This window comes from Maritimibacter sp. HL-12, assembly GCF_900177545.1.
Taxonomy (GTDB): domain Bacteria; phylum Pseudomonadota; class Alphaproteobacteria; order Rhodobacterales; family Rhodobacteraceae; genus Sinisalibacter.
Map to the genome: position 1 here is coordinate 23,690 of NZ_FXBQ01000001.1, position 16,795 is coordinate 40,484.

Sequence of the window (16,795 nt, forward strand, 5' to 3'; positions counted from 1 at the left end):
CCCCCGTTCATGCCGGCACCAGCAGCGCCCGCAGCGCCGGCAGGTCGCCGCACGGACCAGCGGCCCAGAGGGCGGCCAGCGCCGATTCGGCCCGCGCCGCGCCCAGCACCGGCCCGGCATTGGCGAGGAACTTGCCCGACAGGTCGTCGTCCGACATCGGGTTGTCGCCCTCGCCGCGCGGATCAAGCACCCGGCGCGTCAGCCTTCGCCCGTCGTTGAGAACCAGCGTCACCACACCGCTACGACGGCCCGGATAGGCGCTTTCGCATTCGGGATCGACGAAAACCCGCGTTGCCGCTAGCAGCCGCTGCGGCTCGGGTGCGGCGAAGGCGGCCGGGTCGAGTTCGGCTACCCCGATCTGCCCGTGGATAAGGGCCGCCGCCATCGCGCAGGGTGCGCTCATCTGCACTTCGAGCAGGTTGCTTGCGCTGACATGATCATGGCCGCGCGCGCCAACCTCGTAGAGCCCGACGTCAACCCCGACGACATCGCCCGACGACAGCGCATGGTCGCGCCGGAGCTCCAGCACCGCATCGATCGCGGCGTGGTAATGGCGGCAACAGGGATAGGGCTTGAAATAGGCGCTGGTGATCGGGTGCCATTGCCCGAGCCGGTCGGTGATCTGCGTCGGATCGGCCCGGCCCTCGACCGTGGCGTGAAACAGCCCGTGCCTGCCCTCGAGGCATTCCACCGCGCCGGTGATACCTTCGGCGGCCAGCCCGGCACAGACGATGCCGTCGCGCGCGGCCTTGCCGGGGTGCAGGCGTTTCACCTCGGCCCCGTCGTGAAGGTACTGGCGCAACCCGCCGGCGAAACTCGCGGCCAGTCCAAGCGCATGGCGGGTCGTCCGCGCGTCGAGCCCGCGCATCCGTGACGCCACCGCCGCCGCGCCGAACACCCCGGCCACCGGCGTGTTGTGCCAGCCAAGGCCGGCCGAGGCGGGATGGATCGCCGACGCCACCCGCAAGGTCACGTCATAGCCGGCCACGACCGCCGCGATGAACCGGCTCATGTCGGCCTTCCCGGCTTCGGCCGCCGCGAAGGCCGCCGACAGCACCACCCCGCCGGGATGAACCGAGCCGCGGGTCTGCCCGTCGTCGAAATCGAGCGCATGGGCCGCCGCGCCGTTCACGAACGCCGCCTCGGACTCCGACATCCCGGTGCGCGATCCGATCGGTGTGGCCACCGGCCGGGCACCTTGGGCCTCGGCCCAGCGTGTCAAGGCCCGGGTCACCGGCATCCCGGTCCCGGCGAGCGCGCAGGCAAGATAATCGACGAGCACGCGGCGGAAAGCCTGCACCACCTCGGGCGGCAGATCGCTGGTTCGCAGCCCCGCGACATGGTTTGCGAGGAGCCCCGACAGGCTGTCGCCCGCGACGGAGTTCAGGTTCGCTTCGCCAGCCATGCTCATGGCCTGTCCTCCCCCGCCATCACCACGAGCGCGTCGAGCGCGACCACCCCGGCGCCCTCTTCGCACACCAGGAGCGGATTGATCTCGGCCTCGGCCAGCCCCGGCACCGCGAGGCCCAGTCGGGAGAACCGCACGACCGCCTCGGCCAGCGCCTCGAGATCCCCGCGCGGCAGGTTGCGATAGCCGTCGAGCGCGCGCAGGTCGGGCAGGTCCGCGATCATCCCGCGCGCGGTCGCGCTGTCGACCGGGGCCACGCGCACCGAGATCTGCGGGCGCAGCTCGGCCATGGTCCCGCCCATGCCGAGCACCACCACCGGCCCGGCCTCGGCATCGTGGCGCCATCCCAGGATCACCTCGGCAAGGCCACGCATCATCGGCTGAACCAGCACTCCGTCGAGCCGTGCGCCCGGTGCCGCGTCGGCGGCCCGGGACAGGAGGCGGCCGGCGACTTCCTCAAGCTCGGCCGGTGCGACGTTGAGCGCGACAAGCCCGGCGTCGGTCTTGTGCAGGATATCGGGCGACAGCACCTTCACCGCCAGCGGCCCGCTCAGCGAAGGTGCCGCCTGCCCCGGCCGGAAAACCTCCGCCTCGGGCCCCGGCACGCCGATCGCCGCAAAAAGGCCGGCCGCGGCGCGTTCATCCCAGACCGCGGTGCGGGACGCGAAGGCCCTGGCTGCCGCCAGATCCGCCTCCGGCACCGCGGGGGTCGGCTCGGGTGCCCGCCAGCGCAGGTAGGCATGCACCGCGTCGGCGCAGCTTTCGGGCGTGCGAAACCCGGCGATCCCGGCCTCGTGCAGCATTCCGAGGCATTCGTCGGCCTGCGGCGCGAGGAACACCGCCAGCGGCTTGGCACCCAGTGTCGCGCCCGTCACCCGTTCGCAGATCATCGCCGGTTTCGATCGCGCCGACGAGCCCATCACCGAGATCACCGCATCGCAATGATCGCTGGCCATCAGCTCGGTCAGGATCCGCGCGTAGCGCCCGCCCTCGCCGGTGCCCATCGGCAGGTCGATCAGCGGGTTGTCGGAGATCTCGATCCCGGCCGCGGCAAGCTTTGCCCGCAGCGCCTCGGGTGGTTCCGGCACGGTGTCGCCCATCGTGCCGAGGCGGTCGGCGATCATCGCCGCCGCGCCGCCCGTCGCCGTCAGCATCGCGACGCCGCGCCCTTGGGGCGGGGCATGCCCCTCGACAAGACGCGGCAGTTCGACGAGCCCTTCCATGGTTTCGACCCGCAGGATGCCGTGGGCGCGGAAGAACGCCTGCGCGACTTCGTCGGCGCCGACCATCGCGCCGGTGTGTGACGCCGCCATCCGCCGCCCGAGCGCCGACCGTCCGAGCTTATAGGCGATCACCGGCTTGCCCGCCGCGAAGGCCCGCCGCGCCGCCGCGGCCAGCGCCGGCCCGTCGCGGATGGTTTCCAGAAACAGCAAGATTACCTTGGTCTCGTCATCCTCCGCGAGGATCGAGACGATATCGCCCACCGACAGATCGGCCTCGTTGCCGATCGACACCATCTTGGCGAAGCCGATCCCGCGCGCCGCCGCCCGGGTCAACAAGCTGCCCAGCATGCTGCCGCTTTGCGAAACAACCGACACCGGGCCCGCCACGAGGCGTTCTTTGAGCAGGGCGGCGTTGGTGGTCAGCGGCAAGGCGCCATGCACGTTCACCAGCCCGATGCAATTGGGCCCGAGCAGCCGCACCCCGCCGGCGCGCGCCTTCTCGACAATCCGGGCCTGAAGCGCCGCGCCCTCGGGACCGGTCTCGGCAAAGCCGGCCGTGAAGATCGTGGCAACCGGCACCTTCCGGCGCACGCATTGCTCGATCACCGCTTCGACGGCGCCGGCCGGCACCATCACGAAGGCATGGTCGATGTCGCCGGGTACGTCGTCCAGCGTCGGATAGGCGGGCTGGCCCATCACCTCGCTGCGCGACGGGTTGATCGGCAGCACCTGCCCCCGGAACCCGGCCTCGGCCAGATAGCGCTGCGGGCGCGCGTTGTTCTTGGCCGGATCGGCCGACGCCCCAATCAATGCCACGCTGCGCGGGCGAAAGATGCAATCGCCCAGATTGCGGGTTCCTGTCGTCATCTGCGTCATCGTTCCTGTCGTCATCCTGCCTGCCCGTCCCGTTGCTGGCCCCGGCGCTCTTCCACGGTCGCCGGGCCGCCTGTCATTCCCCCGTGAACAGCGGTTTGCGCTTTTCGCGGAAGGCCATTACGCCTTCGCGATGGTCGTTCGAGGCCCGGGCCACATCCGCCGCGTAGCTTTCGATCTCGAGGACCGTTTCGAGCGACGGGGCGCAGGTTGCCGCGAACATCTTTTTCGCAAGCCCGAGCACGAAGGTCGGCGCGGCGGCCAGTTCAGCGGCGAGCGCGCGCGCCTCGTCCATCAGTTGCGCTTCCGGCAGCACCCGGTTGATGACGCCCCAGTCCAGCGCCTCCTGCGCGCCCAGTCGGCGGCCTGTCATCACAAGGTCTTTCGCCCGTGCGACCCCGAGGCGCTGCCCCATGAAGAAGACGGAGCCGCCATCGGGCACCAGCCCGACATTGGTGAACGCCTGCTGGAAATAGGCATTCTCGGCGGCCAGGATCAGATCGCTCGCCATCGCCAGCGAGAAACCGATCCCCGCCGCGGGGCCGTGGACGGCCGCCACCACCGGCTTCTCGATGCGATAGATCGCCTGCACCGTGGCGTGCCGACGCTGCAGCCGCGCCCGCGCCGCCGGCCCGGTGGTCTTCAGCATCGCCCCGATGTCCGAGCCCGAACAGAAGCCGCGCCCGGCACCGCACAGGATCACCGCGCGCACCGCGGGGTCTTCATGCAACTGCTGGAACACCTCGGTCAGGGCCCGATAGGTCGCCTCGTCCAGCGCGTTGAGCTTCTCGGGCCGGTTCAGCCGCACCTCGGCAACCCCCGGCGACGGCGAGTCGAGCAGAAGGCCCGCCTTTTCGATAACCGTATCCTGTCCCATCATGCGCCTCCGGTTGCAGGGGATTTGGCCCCGCCGGTTTCCTGCGGGCGCGGCGGGCGCTGGCTGAAGCGGCGATCGAACACCATTTCACCCAATCGGTTCTTCAACATCTCGATCGACCCGCCCGCGATCATCCAGCCACGCGACCGGCGGAAGCAGTACTCGACAAGCGTCTCGTGCGAATATCCCATGCCGCCCATGACCTGCACCGCCTCGTTCGCGCAATCGAACCCCACCCGGTTGCACATCAGCTTGGCCACCGAGGTATCCTCGGGCGAGGGCAGGCCACGGTCGGCCTTGCTGGCGGCGCGATACAGAAGCAGCTGTGCCGCCTCGAGCGCGACGATCATTTCGGCGAATTTCCATTGCAGCCCCTGGAATTCGCACAACGGCCGGCCGAACTGAACCCGGTCGAGCGCATATTGCCGGGCCGCGTTGAAACAATAGCGCCCGTAGGCGAGCGACCGCGCCGCATTGCCGACACGTTCGGCGTTGAAGCCCGAGATCTGTTTCTTGAACCCGCCGGCGGGCAAGAGCACGTCCTCGGGCGGGACGAAGACATCGTCGAAGAACATCGGCGCCCAGGCCGCGCCCGACATGAACTTCGAGGTCTTGCCGAAGCTGAATCCAGGCGTATCGCGGCGCAGCATCACCGACCCGATCCCGCCGACACCGGGGCCGAAACGGACGTAGACAAGGTAGATATCGGCGAAGGGGTTCGGAAACACTTTCGAGCCGTTGATGCGAAAGCCGTTGCCATCGGGCGTGGCCGTCGTTTTCAGATCGGTGGTGGCGCTGCCGGCGTCGGGCTCTGTCATACCGACGGCGATCACCTCGCGGCCCTCGAGGATCGGCTTGAGAAACCGCTCCTTCTGGTCTGGCGTGGCATATTGGGCCAGCGTGCGGATCGCCCCGAAATTCCCTTCCTGGATGATATCGGCGCTGCGCGGGCAGACGGCGGCGATCTGTTCGATCGCCAGCACCGCATCCATCAACGTGCCGCCCTGCCCGCCGTCGGCCTCGGGAATGGTGATGCCCAGTAATCCGTTGTCATAGAACAACTTCTTGAGTTCCTTGGGGAACTCCTCCTTGTGGGCACGTTCCAGCGCGCCGTCCTTCAGGTGCCGCAACGCGAAGTTGCGCACCATATCGGAAAAGATGCGTTGTTCGTCTGTCAGTTCGAAATCCATGTCGGGTCCATCTGTTCGGTTGGGGCGCAGGCAGGCCGCGCTCAGGTGAAGGCGTATTCGGTATAGGTGCCCACGCAGGCGGGCCCCGGGGCGGTGCACATCCGCCGTGCCGTCAGGTCGATCACCGACGACACCAGCGTGTAGCCATTGCTTTCGGCGGCCGGGTCCGGGTGACGGCAGACCGAAACCGGGAAACCGTGATGATCGGCCAGCGCGGCGCGCACGTCGGCGATGGTGATCGCACCGCGCCGCGCCGACAGCGCATCGCGCAGCCGGCAATCCCGAAACAGCGTGTCCGGGTGGCTGGCGCGGCCGCGATCCTCAAGGGTGGCGCAGGCATCGGCGTTCAGGAAATGGTTGGAGTGAACCACGATCCCGTCCCGAGGATGCACCAGGAAGGTCTCGCCGGGCACCGCCTCGACATCGACCGCGCCCTGGCCGTCGGCGGCGATGATGTGGTTGCCGGAATGGGACCGCGGCGTATCGCGCAGGGCCTGCACGGCCGCATCGAAGGTGGTGCAGCGCAGCGCCCGGCGGCGCGCGATGTGCGAGGTGGTTGCCCGGTCGGCAGGTTTCTCGCGGTTCGTGCGCAGCGCATTGCCGACCACGCCCACGCCCGCATCGTTCATCCCGTGGCGGAACAATATCCCGGCCTCGGTGATGAACAGCAGCGCCGGTTCACCCGGGATATGCTGTTCGATCACCACCGTGTTGGCCTGACAATCGCCGTGCTGGTCCCAGTTCTGCGCCATCAGGGTGTGGCCGTCGGCGGTGGCTTCGCCCAGCATGGCGGCGGTGGTGCATTCGTGATCCTCGTCGGTCCCTTCCTCGACCATACGGGTCAGTCCGGTGCGGATGTTGATCAGGTAGATCTCCTCGGCCGGCACCTCGGCACCTTCGGCGATGCCGTCCATCTCGGCAACCAGTGCCGGGTCGAGGCTGCGCAGGTAGTCGATGTTGCGCCCGGCAAAGGCAAGCGCCTTGTCCCAGGGCAGCCCGATGGCATCGAACTTGCGCCGGTAGACACCGACGCTCGCGAGCACCCGGTCGCCGAAAGCCCGGCCATGCGCGCGCCCGACATCCGCGGGGGCACCTTCAGTGCGAAGGAACGGAAAGGCGGCCGGGGGGATGACGTCATGGACAGCGTTCATGCTCTCGATCCTCATGGTCAGACGTTGGGCTCGGCCGCGGCGTCGCGGGCCGCGCGGGCCTCTCCCGCAGCCTGGTTTCGCGCCGCCCGGAACGGCGAGCGCGGGTCATAGATGTCGCGGATCCAGTCGCCGATCAGGTTCGACGACATCACGACAAGGAAGATCGCCACGCCGGGAAAGGCCGCCAGCCACCACGAGGTGGCGACATAGTTCCGCCCCGATGACAGCATGCCGCCCCAGGTCGCGGTTTCGGCCCCCATCCCGAGACCGAGGAACGACAGCGACGCCAGCGCGAGGATGTTGTAGCCAAGGTCGATGGCGGAGAGCACGAGGATCGTCGGCATGATGTTCGGCAACAGGTGCTTGAACATGATGCCGAAGGGCGACACGCCCAGCGCGCGCGCCGACAGCGTGTATTCGCGTTCGCGCAATTGCAGCACCTCTCCGCGCACCGGCCGGGCGAAGCCGGGCCAGCTGCTCAGCACCAGCGCAAGCACGATCTTGTCCGGCCCCTGCCCCAGCACCGCCACCAGTGCGATCGCCAGCACCAGGAACGGAAACGCCAGCCAGATATCGACGATCCGCATGATGATCGTGTCGAGCCAGCCGCCGAAATAGGCCGAAACCAGCCCGATCGCGACCCCGACCATCGCCGTCAGGACCATCACGATCACCCCGATGCTGAGCGAGATGCGGGCGCCATAGATCATGCGCGACAACACGTCCCGGCCGAGTTGATCGGTCCCCAGCAGGTATCCCTCGGTGCCCGGCGGACGCAGCCGCAACATCAGCGACTGGGCATTGGGCGGGTGTGGCGAAATCAGCGGTGCCAGGATCGCCACCAGGGCGAAGCCGACCATCACCGCGATCGCCAGCGCCACGATCGGGTTGGGCAGTTGGCGCCCCCTCAAATCCAGCAAACCTTTCATGCCCCGCTCCCCGTGCCACCAGACAATTTCACCCGCGGGTCGAGCATTCCGTGCAGGATGTCGGCCAACAGGTTCGCGGCGATCACCATTGCCGTCAGCAGCACCACGACGCCCTGAACCACCGGGAAATCACGCGCGTTGATCCCCTGGATGAGCAGGAAACCCATGCCCGGATAGGCGAACACCGTCTCGATCACGATCGTGCCGCTCAGGAGCGCCCCGATCCGCAGCCCGATGATGACGGCGGTCGTGGGCAAGGCGTTGTGCAGCATGTGGCGCACCACCGTCGGCTCGGAAATGCCGCGGGCGCGCAAGGCGTCGATGAAATCCTGATGCTTGACCTCCAGCAGGCTCGAGCGCAGCACCCGCACGAACTGGCCCGAAATCCCGGTGCCGAGGGTGATCGCCGGCAGGACCATGTGCCGCAGCACCGACCAGGCCGCCTCCCAGTTGCCGGTCAGCACCGCGTCGGTGATCGGGGCTCCGGTGATCCTGTCGATTCTCAGATGGGCATCCATCACGCCGCTGACCGGGAAGATCGGCGCCCAGACGGCGAAGAACATGATCAGCATGATGCCCTGCCAGAAACTTGGAAGCGACACCCCGATCAGCGCGAAGGCGGTTCCGCCACGATCCCAGATCGTGTTCTGTTTCAGCGCCGAGAGGATCGCGATCGGGACCGAGATCGCCAGCGCGATAAGCAGCGCGAAAACCGACAGCTCGATCGTCAGCGGCAGCGCGCGGCCGACCATTTCGATCACCGGTTCGCCGCCGCGCACGAAGGAGGTGCCGAACTCGCCACGCGAAATCTCGCCAAGGAACTTGGCGTACTGGACGTAGAGCGGCTGATCGAGGCCAAGCTGCTCTTCGTACAGCCGGCGCGACTCGCCGAGGTCCATGTCGTCGCCTTCACCGAAGATCAGCCCGACAGGGTCGCCCGGCATCACCCGCAGCACGAAGAAGATGATCACGGTGACGCCAAACAGCACGATCAGGGTCTGACCGAAGCGGTGCAGGACAAAGTTTATCACGGAGCAGTGCCTTTCGTTTCTATCTCGGCCGCATCGACAGGCAGCCCGGCGTCTCGTCTGAAGGGGTGGGTCAGGTTCCGGCCATCACCCTGTGCGGGGTCATCGCCGGATCCATGCGCATTCTTCGTTTCATGCTGTCATGGCCTTTCGCCGATGCGGGTCGGGCACCGGGTGGGCCTCGACCAGCGATCGGGTATAGGGGTCTTTCGGGTTTTCGTGGATGTCTCTGGGCAACCCGGCCTCGACGATCCGCCCGAGCCGCATCACCGCGACATGCGAACAGAACCGTTCGACGACGGCCAGATCATGCGCGATCAACAGATAAGTCAGGCCGAAGGCGGCCTGTAGTTCCTGCAGCAGCACCAGGATCTGCGCCTGGACGCTCACATCGAGGGCCGAGACCGGCTCGTCGAGAACCAGGACACTCGGCTCCACCGCCAAAGCCCGGGCGATCGCGATCCTTTGCCGTTGGCCGCCGGAGAATTCGTGCGGAAAACGATCGAGGCTGTCGACATCCAGCCCGCAGCGCCCGGCCAGCGCGACAACCCGGTTGCGTATTTCCGATCTCGGGCACAGCCGGTGCACGAGAACCCCCTCACCGATCAGGTCGCCCACCTTCCAGCGCGGGTTGAGCGAGGATGTCGGATCCTGAAACACGATCTGCACCAGCCGTGCAAACCGTTTGCCCGCCGCGCCACCGGTCACGATATCCTGTCCGTCGATCAGGATTTCGCCGCTGTCGGGACGGATCAACCGGGTGATCATCCGGGCCACGGTGGACTTGCCCGACCCGGATTCTCCCACCAACCCCATGGTGCTGCCCGGCTCGATCCTGAACGTCACGTCATCCACCGCCTTGACCAGCGCCGCGCGGGTGAAGGTTTCCGACCCCACCCGGAAGCTCTTGCAGAGATTGCGTACCTCCAGCAGGGCGCCGGCGCGCTCTCGGCCGGCGTATGGCTGTGCCGCGATCATGCCCCGGCACCCCGCAGGTGCCGGCGCGAAGGTGCCAGGCTCATGGATTTCACGCCCTTGTGCGTCACGTCGCGCTCCTTGTGTTCTGCACCACCGCGCCGCCCCCGGCGGCGCGGTGGCAGGTTTGCTCAGTTTTCGACCGACACCTTGTACAGGTCGAAATACTGACCCGCCGAAGACCCGGTGAAACCTTCCACATGCGGCTGCATCGCCCAGACGTCGGCCGGGCTGAACAGCGGCACCCACGGCATGTGCACCTCGGTCAGGTCGCGGATGACATCTTCGAGCAGCGCAGCACTTTCCGCCTCGTCGGTAGTCTGCATCGCGTTCAGCACCTTGGCGTCGAGGTCGGGATCGCAGAAGCCGGTGCGGATCCTGTCGTTCTCGAGCCGCGAGCATTCGAAGTGGTTGTTGTAATAGGCCCCGGTGAACTGGCCGGAACCATATCCGCCGCCCGCGAACAACAGGTCGAAATCGCCGGCCTCGTTGGTGGCGTTGAAGGTGGCGCGATCGACGACCGTGGCGGTGACCGACATGCCGTATGTGCGCAACTGCTCGGCCACCACTTCCGCGGCAAGCTCCCACTCCGGCTCGACCAGCATCTCGATCGGCTCGGTGATCTGCGACAACACCGGGCGGGCGACGTCCGGGTCATACGAGAATGGCTTGTAGCCGTCGATATGGCCCGCCTGCCCGCTGCCGGCGACCTGCCAGTTGGCCACGCCAAGCCCGTCATAGATGTATTCGACGATGGCATCGCGATCGATGGCGTGGTTCATGGCGCGCCGGACCTCGGGATCGTGGAAGGGCGAGCCTTCGCGCACGTTCATCATCAACATGCGCATGTAGGTGCCCGGAACGACCTCGAGCTTGATGTCGCCGCCACGCAGCTGGTCGACGAAATCGGGCGTGACCGGGTGGATCATGTCGACCGATCCGGCCAGCAGTTCGGCCACCCGGGTGGATTCCTCGGGGATGCTGCGCCAGACGATCCGCTCGACCTTGGGCGTGCCCTGCCAGTAATCCTCGAACGCTTCCATCACCACACGCTGGTCCGGAACCCATTCGACGAACTTGAACGGACCCACGCCGATCGGCGGATGGGTGCGCGCTTCGTCCATGGACAGGTCCTCATAGGTGGCCTTGTGAAGGATTTCCTGCCCGGTGAAATGCATCCCCACCACGGCCGTCGACGGCGGGCCGAAGGGCACCTTCGTCGTCCAGCGCAGCGTGTAGCGGTCGACCACTTCGACGTTCTCGACATTGGCCATGTTGCCCATGCGTGCCCGCGGCGATTCCGTCGCCGGATCCCAGAGCCGCTGGAACGTGAAGGCCACGTCATCGGCGGTCAGCTCGTCGCCGTTGTGAAACAGAACGCCCTCGTGGATCTTCACCTCATAGGTGGTGTCATCCAGCTGGGTCACCGATTCCGCCAGCAGCGGCACGGGTTGCAGCCCCGGCGGCTCCTGGTAGAACAGCTTGTCACGCATCGCATGCGAGATGATCTGCGTGTACCTCTGGCGGTGCATCTGCGGGTCCATTGTGCCCGGATCCCATGCCCAGCCGATGGTCAGCGTGCCCGAGGGCTCGGCATTGGCCGATCCCGCCAGCAGCGACATCGCCGCGGCAGCCCCGACAAGGCCTGCTTGTACGGTTGCAATGGTTTTCATTATCGTTCCTCCCTTAGGTTCGTTGTGAACCACCCTCGGCCCCGCATCACGGCTCAAGCCGTGTCCTCCAGCGGGTGCAGACAGCGGTAGGTGGTGCCGCCCTCTTTGAACGGCGCCGGAACGCCCGCGCGGCAGTCGTCGGCAACGCGGGCGCATCGGTCGGCAAACGGGCAGGCGCGCAAGTCCCCGAACACCTGGATCGCCGATCCGGGGATCGGCTCGAACACGCCCTGATCTCCCAGGCGCGGCATCGAATTGAGGAGCGCGCCGCTGTAGGGATGGCGGGGGTTGTCGAACAGCGAAAAGACATCGGCCTCCTCCGCGACGATCCCGCCATAGAGCACCGCGACCCGGTCGGAGGTCTGCGCGACCACGCCCAGATCATGGGTAATCAGGATCACCCCGGCGCCGCGCGCCGCGCAGACCCCCAGCAACAGGTCGAGAACCTTTCGCTGGACTGTCACGTCGAGGGCCGATGTCACCTCGTCGGCGATGATCAGTTCGGGGTTCGCGATCAGCGCCGCGGCGATCACCGCGCGCTGGCGCATCCCGCCCGACAATTGGTGCGGATAGGCCTTCAGGGTGCGCACGGGATCGTTGATCTTCAGTTCCGCCAGCAGGTCGGCGGCCCTCTCCAGCCCGTCGCGCCTGCTCACATGGCCGTGCACGTTCAGCACCTCGACCAGTTGCGCGCCGATGGTCCGCACAGGGTCGAGCGCGGTCAGCGCATCCTGGAAGACATATCCGATCTGCGCGCCCCGGGCCTGGCGCAGCCGCGCCTTGGACGCGCCCACCAGTTCCTCGCCCTTGTAGCGCACGCTGCCCGCGATCTTCGCGGTGGGCGGCAACAGCCCGATGATGGCACGCGCCGTCGCCGACTTGCCGGCACCGGACTCGCCCACCACGCCGAAGACTTCGCCCTTGGCCACCGAAAAACTGACCGAGGACACCGCTGTGACCGCACCGAAACGCACCGACAGGTCGCTTACCTCGATCAGCGGCGCGCCGGCATGCTGCGGGGTCAGGCCGGGACGTTGCGTCTCGGTCCCGGCAGGATCCGAGCGCTGGGTGCCGTCAAGCGCAAGCATGGCGTTCCCTTGCAATGACAAAGTTCCATTTATTGCAATTCAATTTCCTGGCTCCCCCACCATTCGGGCTTTTTATGGCCCCAAAATCGCAAATTTCCCGAGTCCGTCCCATTGGTGCGCATTCATCCCCTCGTGTCAATCCATAATATGGAAGTTTGCTTCCCCGTGCGAAACCACTTCCCGCCCGGACGCGTTCCGCGCGCAGAAAAGCGCCGCGCCGTCGTCGTGCCAGATCCCCAGCGTCAAGGCCTCGCCGGGAAAGACCGGCGCGCTCAGCCGCGCGCGCAATCCCGAAAGGCCCGGCCGGCCGGCGATCCGCGATCTGCGGTCGAGCGCATGCCCGACCATGCCCAGCGTCGAGAGCCCGTGCAGGATCGGTCTGTCGAACCCGGCCCGGCGGGCCACCGCGGGATCGGCATGCAGGGGATTCATGTCGCCCGACAACCGGTAGATCAGGGCCTGTTGTGGCGCGGTCTGCAAGGTGATCTCGGCATCCGGTGCACGGTCCGGCGCCGCCCAGCCGGGGCGGTCGGGCGCGGGGTCGTGGCGGCCATCCACCGCGAACCCCCCGTCGCCTCGGCAGAACGCGACCTGTTCGTATTCGGCCAGCAGCTCGCCGGTGCCGGTTGCGCGGATCTCGCGCAGCAGGGTCACCAGCGCCCCGCGCCCTGCCCCCTTGTCGGTGACGCGCAGCACCCGGTGGCGCCCTTCGACCTGCGCTTCGGGCGGCAGCGGCGCATGAAGCCTCAGGGCGCTTTCGCCCACCACCACGCGGGAATAGTCGATGCCCGTCGCCGGATCGGCGAGCCAGGCCGCCGGGCGCGCCAGCGTCATCGGCATCGTGCAGACAACATCGGGCGGATCGTCGGCCACAAAGCGCAGCGCATCGGGATCGAGCGGATCAGCACCGAGGTTGAGCCCGAGCGCGTAGAGGCGGCAATCGCGCGCGTCGTAGCGCTGCCGCACCGGGGCGAAGCGCCAAGCCTTGAGGGTGTCATAGTCGATCATCGCTCCTCCGCGCCCCCTCAGCGGAACCCGCCTCCGCCGCTGACATAGACCGTATCCGCGGTCATGAACTCGCAAGCGTCCGAACACAGGAACACGACGAGCTCGGCAATCTCGTCCGCCGTCGCCATCCGCTTCATCGGAATCCCCGCGAGGATCCGGGCCTGCATCTCCTCCGAGGTGCCCGATGCCTGCAGGAACGGCGTCTCGACGCTCGCCGGCGAGACCGACAGCGCGCGGATGCCGCGATCCGCGAACTCCCGCGCGACGCCAAGGGTCATTGTCACCACGGCGCCTTTGGCCGCCGCGTAATGCACCGACCCGCCGGGCCCGCCGCGCTTGTGCGCCATGCTGCCCATGTTCACGATCACGCCGCCGCCGTGTTCGAGCATGTGCGGCAGCACTTCCTGCATGCCCCAGAAGGTGCCCTTGACGTTCAGGTCGAAACTGCGCTCGAACAGCTCGTCGTCGATCTCCAGAAAGGTGCAGCGCCGCAGCGCCGATCCGGCCGAATTGAACAGCGCGTGGATCCGTCCGAACCGCGCCACCGCCCCCTCGATCAGCCCCCTGACCTCGGACCGGCGGGTCACGTCGGTCTTGATGAAATGCGCGGCACTACCTTCGGCTTCGACCAGACGGCAGGTTTCCTCGCCTGCCGCCGCGTCGATATCTCCGACAACGACCTGCGCGCCCTCGCGCGCGAAGATCACAGCGGCGGCACGACCGATACCGCTGCCGGCGCCGGTGATGACGATCGTCTTGCCTTTGAAGTAGTCGGGGGTTCTTGCCATGGGTCGGGCCTCGTCTTCAGGGTTTTCTTGGGGTCAATCGGCGAAGGGGTCGCGCACGGCGCGGGCATAGTCGATCAGCACGTTCTTGGTTTGCAGGTATTGTTCCAGCGCCTCGATCCCGCGTTCACGGCCGAACCCTGAATCGCGGTAGCCGCCGAAAGGCGCCATAGCCTGCGCCATGCGATAGGTATTGACCCAGACGGTGCCGGCATGGATCGCGTCGATCATCCGCAGGGCGCGTGGCAGGTTCTCGGTCCAGACCCCGGACGCCAGACCATAGCGGGTGTCGTTCGCGATCGCGACGGCCTCCTCCTCGGTATCGAAGGGAATGACCGAAAGAACCGGGCCGAAGATTTCCTCGCGGGCAAGCTCCATATCGTTGCGGACATCAGCGAAGACCGTCGGTTCGATGAAGAAACCGCGCCCCAGCCCGTCGCCCGTGGCCGCCTTGCCGCCGGTTACCAGCCGGGCACCGGCCGACACCCCGGCCTCGATGCTGGCGATGATCCGTTCGAATTGCGGCGCGTTCGCCGCGGTGCCCATCTGGGTGCGCTTGTCGAGCGGGTCGCCCAGACGGATCCGCCGGGCCCGTTCGGCGAGCCGGGCAACGACCTCGTCATGGACGTCGCGCTGCACCAGAAGCCGCGACCCGGCGATGCAGGTCTGCCCGGTCGCCGAGAAGATGCCCACCAGCGCCCCCGGCACCGCCCGGTCCAGATCGGCATCGTCGAAAATGATGTTGGGCGACTTGCCGCCAAGCTCCAGCGTGACCGGCACGAGGCGCGCGCCGGCGTCCGCGGCGATCTGCGCGCCGACGCCGGGGCTGCCGGTGAAGCTCACCCTGTCGACCCGGCCCGAGCGCAGCAAAGCCTGCCCGACCCGGTAATCGCCCGTCACCACGTTGAAAACCCCCGGCGGGAAACCCGCCTCGCGCAGGAAGCCCGCGAATTCCAGCGTCGTGGCCGAGGCATGTTCGGACGGTTTGACCACCACGCAATTGCCGGCCGCCAGCGCCGGGGCCAGCTTGTTGGACAGCAGGCCCATCGGCGAGTTCCACGCCGTGATCAGCACGCAGACCCCCATCGGTTCACGCCGGGTGAAATCGAAGGCCTCACGGCTGTCGATCGGGATCGTCGCACCCTGGATCTTGTCGGCCAGCCCGGCGAAGTAGCGATAGGCCCGCGCCGCGCTGCGCATCTGACCGGAGGTTTCCCGGATCGCCTTGCCGTTGTCGGTGGTTTCCATGATGGCCATGCGATCGGCATTGGCCTCCATGATCTCGGCCAGCCGCAGCATCAGCTTGCAGCGTTCATATCCGGTGGTCTGCCGCCAGCCGCCTTCATAGGCCGCCCGGGCGGCGGCGATGGCATCGGCGACCTGCGCATCGCTGGCCTGCGGGATGCGCGCCCAGGTTTCCTGAGTATAGGGATTGACGGCGGGGAAGTCCTCCTGCCCCGGCGCCCGCACCCTTTCGTTGTTGATGAACAGATCAAAGCGCTCGGTCATGGTGCCCCCTTCGCCATACCCGCCACCCGGTTCCGCGGCGGCGGCGGGCGGCATTTGCCTGAAAAAATCCCGTTGATAGGTAGAAATCGGAAAGCATCTCGTTGATTGACCCGATCCTGACCCATATATTGGAAGGTAAGTTGTGCGTAAACTACCCGATGCCGCCGCAAGCGGCAAGAGAAATTCAATAATTAGGTGAGAAGTACCATAATGGCGCAGTCGGTGGAAAGTAATACCCATAATATGGAAGAAAATAATGGCGCGCCGCGGACGGGCTGGGAGCGCTACGTCGCCGATGCCGCGCCGCAGGGCGCGCTTGGCACCGTGCGCATCGCCGCGCTTCTGCGGATCGTCGCCGCGCATAACGCCGCCGGCATGAAGCTGAACGAGATCGCGCGCCTCGCGGGGCTCGAGCAATCCACGGCCCACCGCATCGTCACCGCGCTTCACAGCGTCGGATTCCTGGCCCGCGAAGAGAATGGCCGCCGCTATCATCTCGGGCCGCTGCTGTTCGAGTTGTTCACCACCGCCTTTCCGCATTTCAACCCGGTCGAGATCTGCGAACCGGCGATGACGGCGCTGGCCAGCCGCATGGGCGACACCGTTTATCTCAGTGTGCGCAACGGGCTCGACAGCCTCTGCGTCGCCCGGCGCGAGGGCAGCTTTCCGATCCGCACCTGCACCGTCGAGGTCGGCCAGCGCCGACCGCTCGGCGTCGGCGCAGGCAGCCTCGCCATTCTCTCGGCCCTGCCGGACACCGAGGCACGACTGATCATCGAACAATGCGCGCCGCGCTATCCGGATTTCGGCATGACCGCGCAGAACGTCATCGACGGAATCGCGCGAATGCGGGAAAACGGGCATATCTATCAGGAAGCCGTCACCTCGTCCGACGTCATGGCGGTATCGCTGCCGATCACCGGGCGCACCGGCCATCCCTATGGCGCCCTCAGCATCACCGCCACCGCAAGCCGCATGACCCCGGAACACGCCCGCGAAACCATTGACGCGATGCACAAGGAAATCGCGGCGATTCAGGATCGGATCAGCGATCTCGGGTATGTCTGAACAGGCGCCG

At 67.1% G+C, this 16,795-nt stretch carries 14 protein-coding genes; 1 reads left to right on the forward strand and 13 read right to left on the reverse strand.

What is annotated here, in order from left to right; genetic code table 11:
• Positions 1–7: 7 nt before the first annotated feature.
• The 13 genes from B9Y97_RS00130 to B9Y97_RS00190 form a co-directional block, all read right to left on the reverse strand.
• A complete protein-coding gene (locus B9Y97_RS00130) occupies positions 8–1,411 on the reverse strand; it encodes an MmgE/PrpD family protein (RefSeq protein ID WP_085524861.1) in 1,404 nt (467 codons plus the stop codon).
• Positions 1,408–3,498: an acetate--CoA ligase family protein gene (locus B9Y97_RS00135; protein ID WP_176224248.1), complete on the reverse strand. Its 2,091-nt coding sequence runs from the start codon at positions 3,496–3,498 to the stop codon at positions 1,408–1,410. Before B9Y97_RS00135 ends, B9Y97_RS00130 begins: the two co-directional genes overlap by 4 nt.
• A gap of 82 nt (positions 3,499–3,580) precedes the next feature.
• Positions 3,581–4,381: an enoyl-CoA hydratase/isomerase family protein gene (locus B9Y97_RS00140; protein WP_176224249.1), complete on the reverse strand. Its 801-nt coding sequence runs from the start codon at positions 4,379–4,381 to the stop codon at positions 3,581–3,583.
• Positions 4,381–5,571 carry an acyl-CoA dehydrogenase family protein gene (locus B9Y97_RS00145; RefSeq protein WP_085524864.1) on the reverse strand — a complete coding sequence of 397 codons (1,191 nt, stop codon included), beginning with the start codon at positions 5,569–5,571 and terminating at the stop codon, positions 4,381–4,383. The genes B9Y97_RS00140 and B9Y97_RS00145 overlap by 1 nt, the downstream gene beginning before the upstream one ends.
• A gap of 41 nt (positions 5,572–5,612) precedes the next feature.
• Positions 5,613–6,722, reverse strand: coding sequence for a C45 family autoproteolytic acyltransferase/hydolase (locus tag B9Y97_RS00150; protein ID WP_176224250.1), 1,110 nt, complete (start codon positions 6,720–6,722; stop codon positions 5,613–5,615).
• Positions 6,723–6,739: 17 nt separating this feature from the next.
• A complete protein-coding gene (locus B9Y97_RS00155; RefSeq protein ID WP_085524866.1) occupies positions 6,740–7,651 on the reverse strand; it encodes an ABC transporter permease in 912 nt (303 codons plus the stop codon).
• The gene (locus B9Y97_RS00160) at positions 7,648–8,682 is read right to left on the reverse strand and encodes an ABC transporter permease (protein ID WP_085524867.1); all 1,035 of its coding nucleotides are present in this window, start codon (positions 8,680–8,682) and stop codon (positions 7,648–7,650) included. The genes B9Y97_RS00155 and B9Y97_RS00160 overlap by 4 nt, the downstream gene beginning before the upstream one ends.
• Before the next feature lie 129 nt (positions 8,683–8,811).
• Positions 8,812–9,657, reverse strand: a complete 846-nt coding sequence (locus tag B9Y97_RS00165) for an ATP-binding cassette domain-containing protein (protein WP_176224251.1) — start codon at positions 9,655–9,657, stop codon at positions 8,812–8,814.
• Between the two features lie 128 nt (positions 9,658–9,785).
• Positions 9,786–11,327, reverse strand: coding sequence for an ABC transporter substrate-binding protein (locus tag B9Y97_RS00170; protein WP_176224252.1), 1,542 nt, complete (start codon positions 11,325–11,327; stop codon positions 9,786–9,788).
• Between the two features lie 53 nt (positions 11,328–11,380).
• On the reverse strand, positions 11,381–12,415 hold the full coding sequence (locus B9Y97_RS00175; protein WP_085524870.1) for an ABC transporter ATP-binding protein: 1,035 nt from the start codon (positions 12,413–12,415) through the stop codon (positions 11,381–11,383).
• 135 nt (positions 12,416–12,550) lie between these two features.
• Positions 12,551–13,423 (reverse strand): MaoC/PaaZ C-terminal domain-containing protein, encoded by an 873-nt coding sequence (locus B9Y97_RS00180; RefSeq protein WP_139828174.1) that lies wholly within the window; start codon positions 13,421–13,423, stop codon positions 12,551–12,553.
• 17 nt (positions 13,424–13,440) lie between these two features.
• A complete protein-coding gene (locus B9Y97_RS00185; RefSeq protein WP_085524871.1) occupies positions 13,441–14,211 on the reverse strand; it encodes an SDR family NAD(P)-dependent oxidoreductase in 771 nt (256 codons plus the stop codon).
• 33 nt (positions 14,212–14,244) lie between these two features.
• Positions 14,245–15,717, reverse strand: coding sequence for an aldehyde dehydrogenase (locus B9Y97_RS00190; protein WP_085528015.1), 1,473 nt, complete (start codon positions 15,715–15,717; stop codon positions 14,245–14,247).
• A gap of 243 nt (positions 15,718–15,960) precedes the next feature.
• Between B9Y97_RS00190 and B9Y97_RS00195 the strand changes: the two genes are divergently transcribed.
• Positions 15,961–16,785, forward strand: a complete 825-nt coding sequence (locus B9Y97_RS00195; protein WP_217809426.1) for an IclR family transcriptional regulator — start codon at positions 15,961–15,963, stop codon at positions 16,783–16,785.
• Positions 16,786–16,795 lie beyond the last annotated feature (10 nt).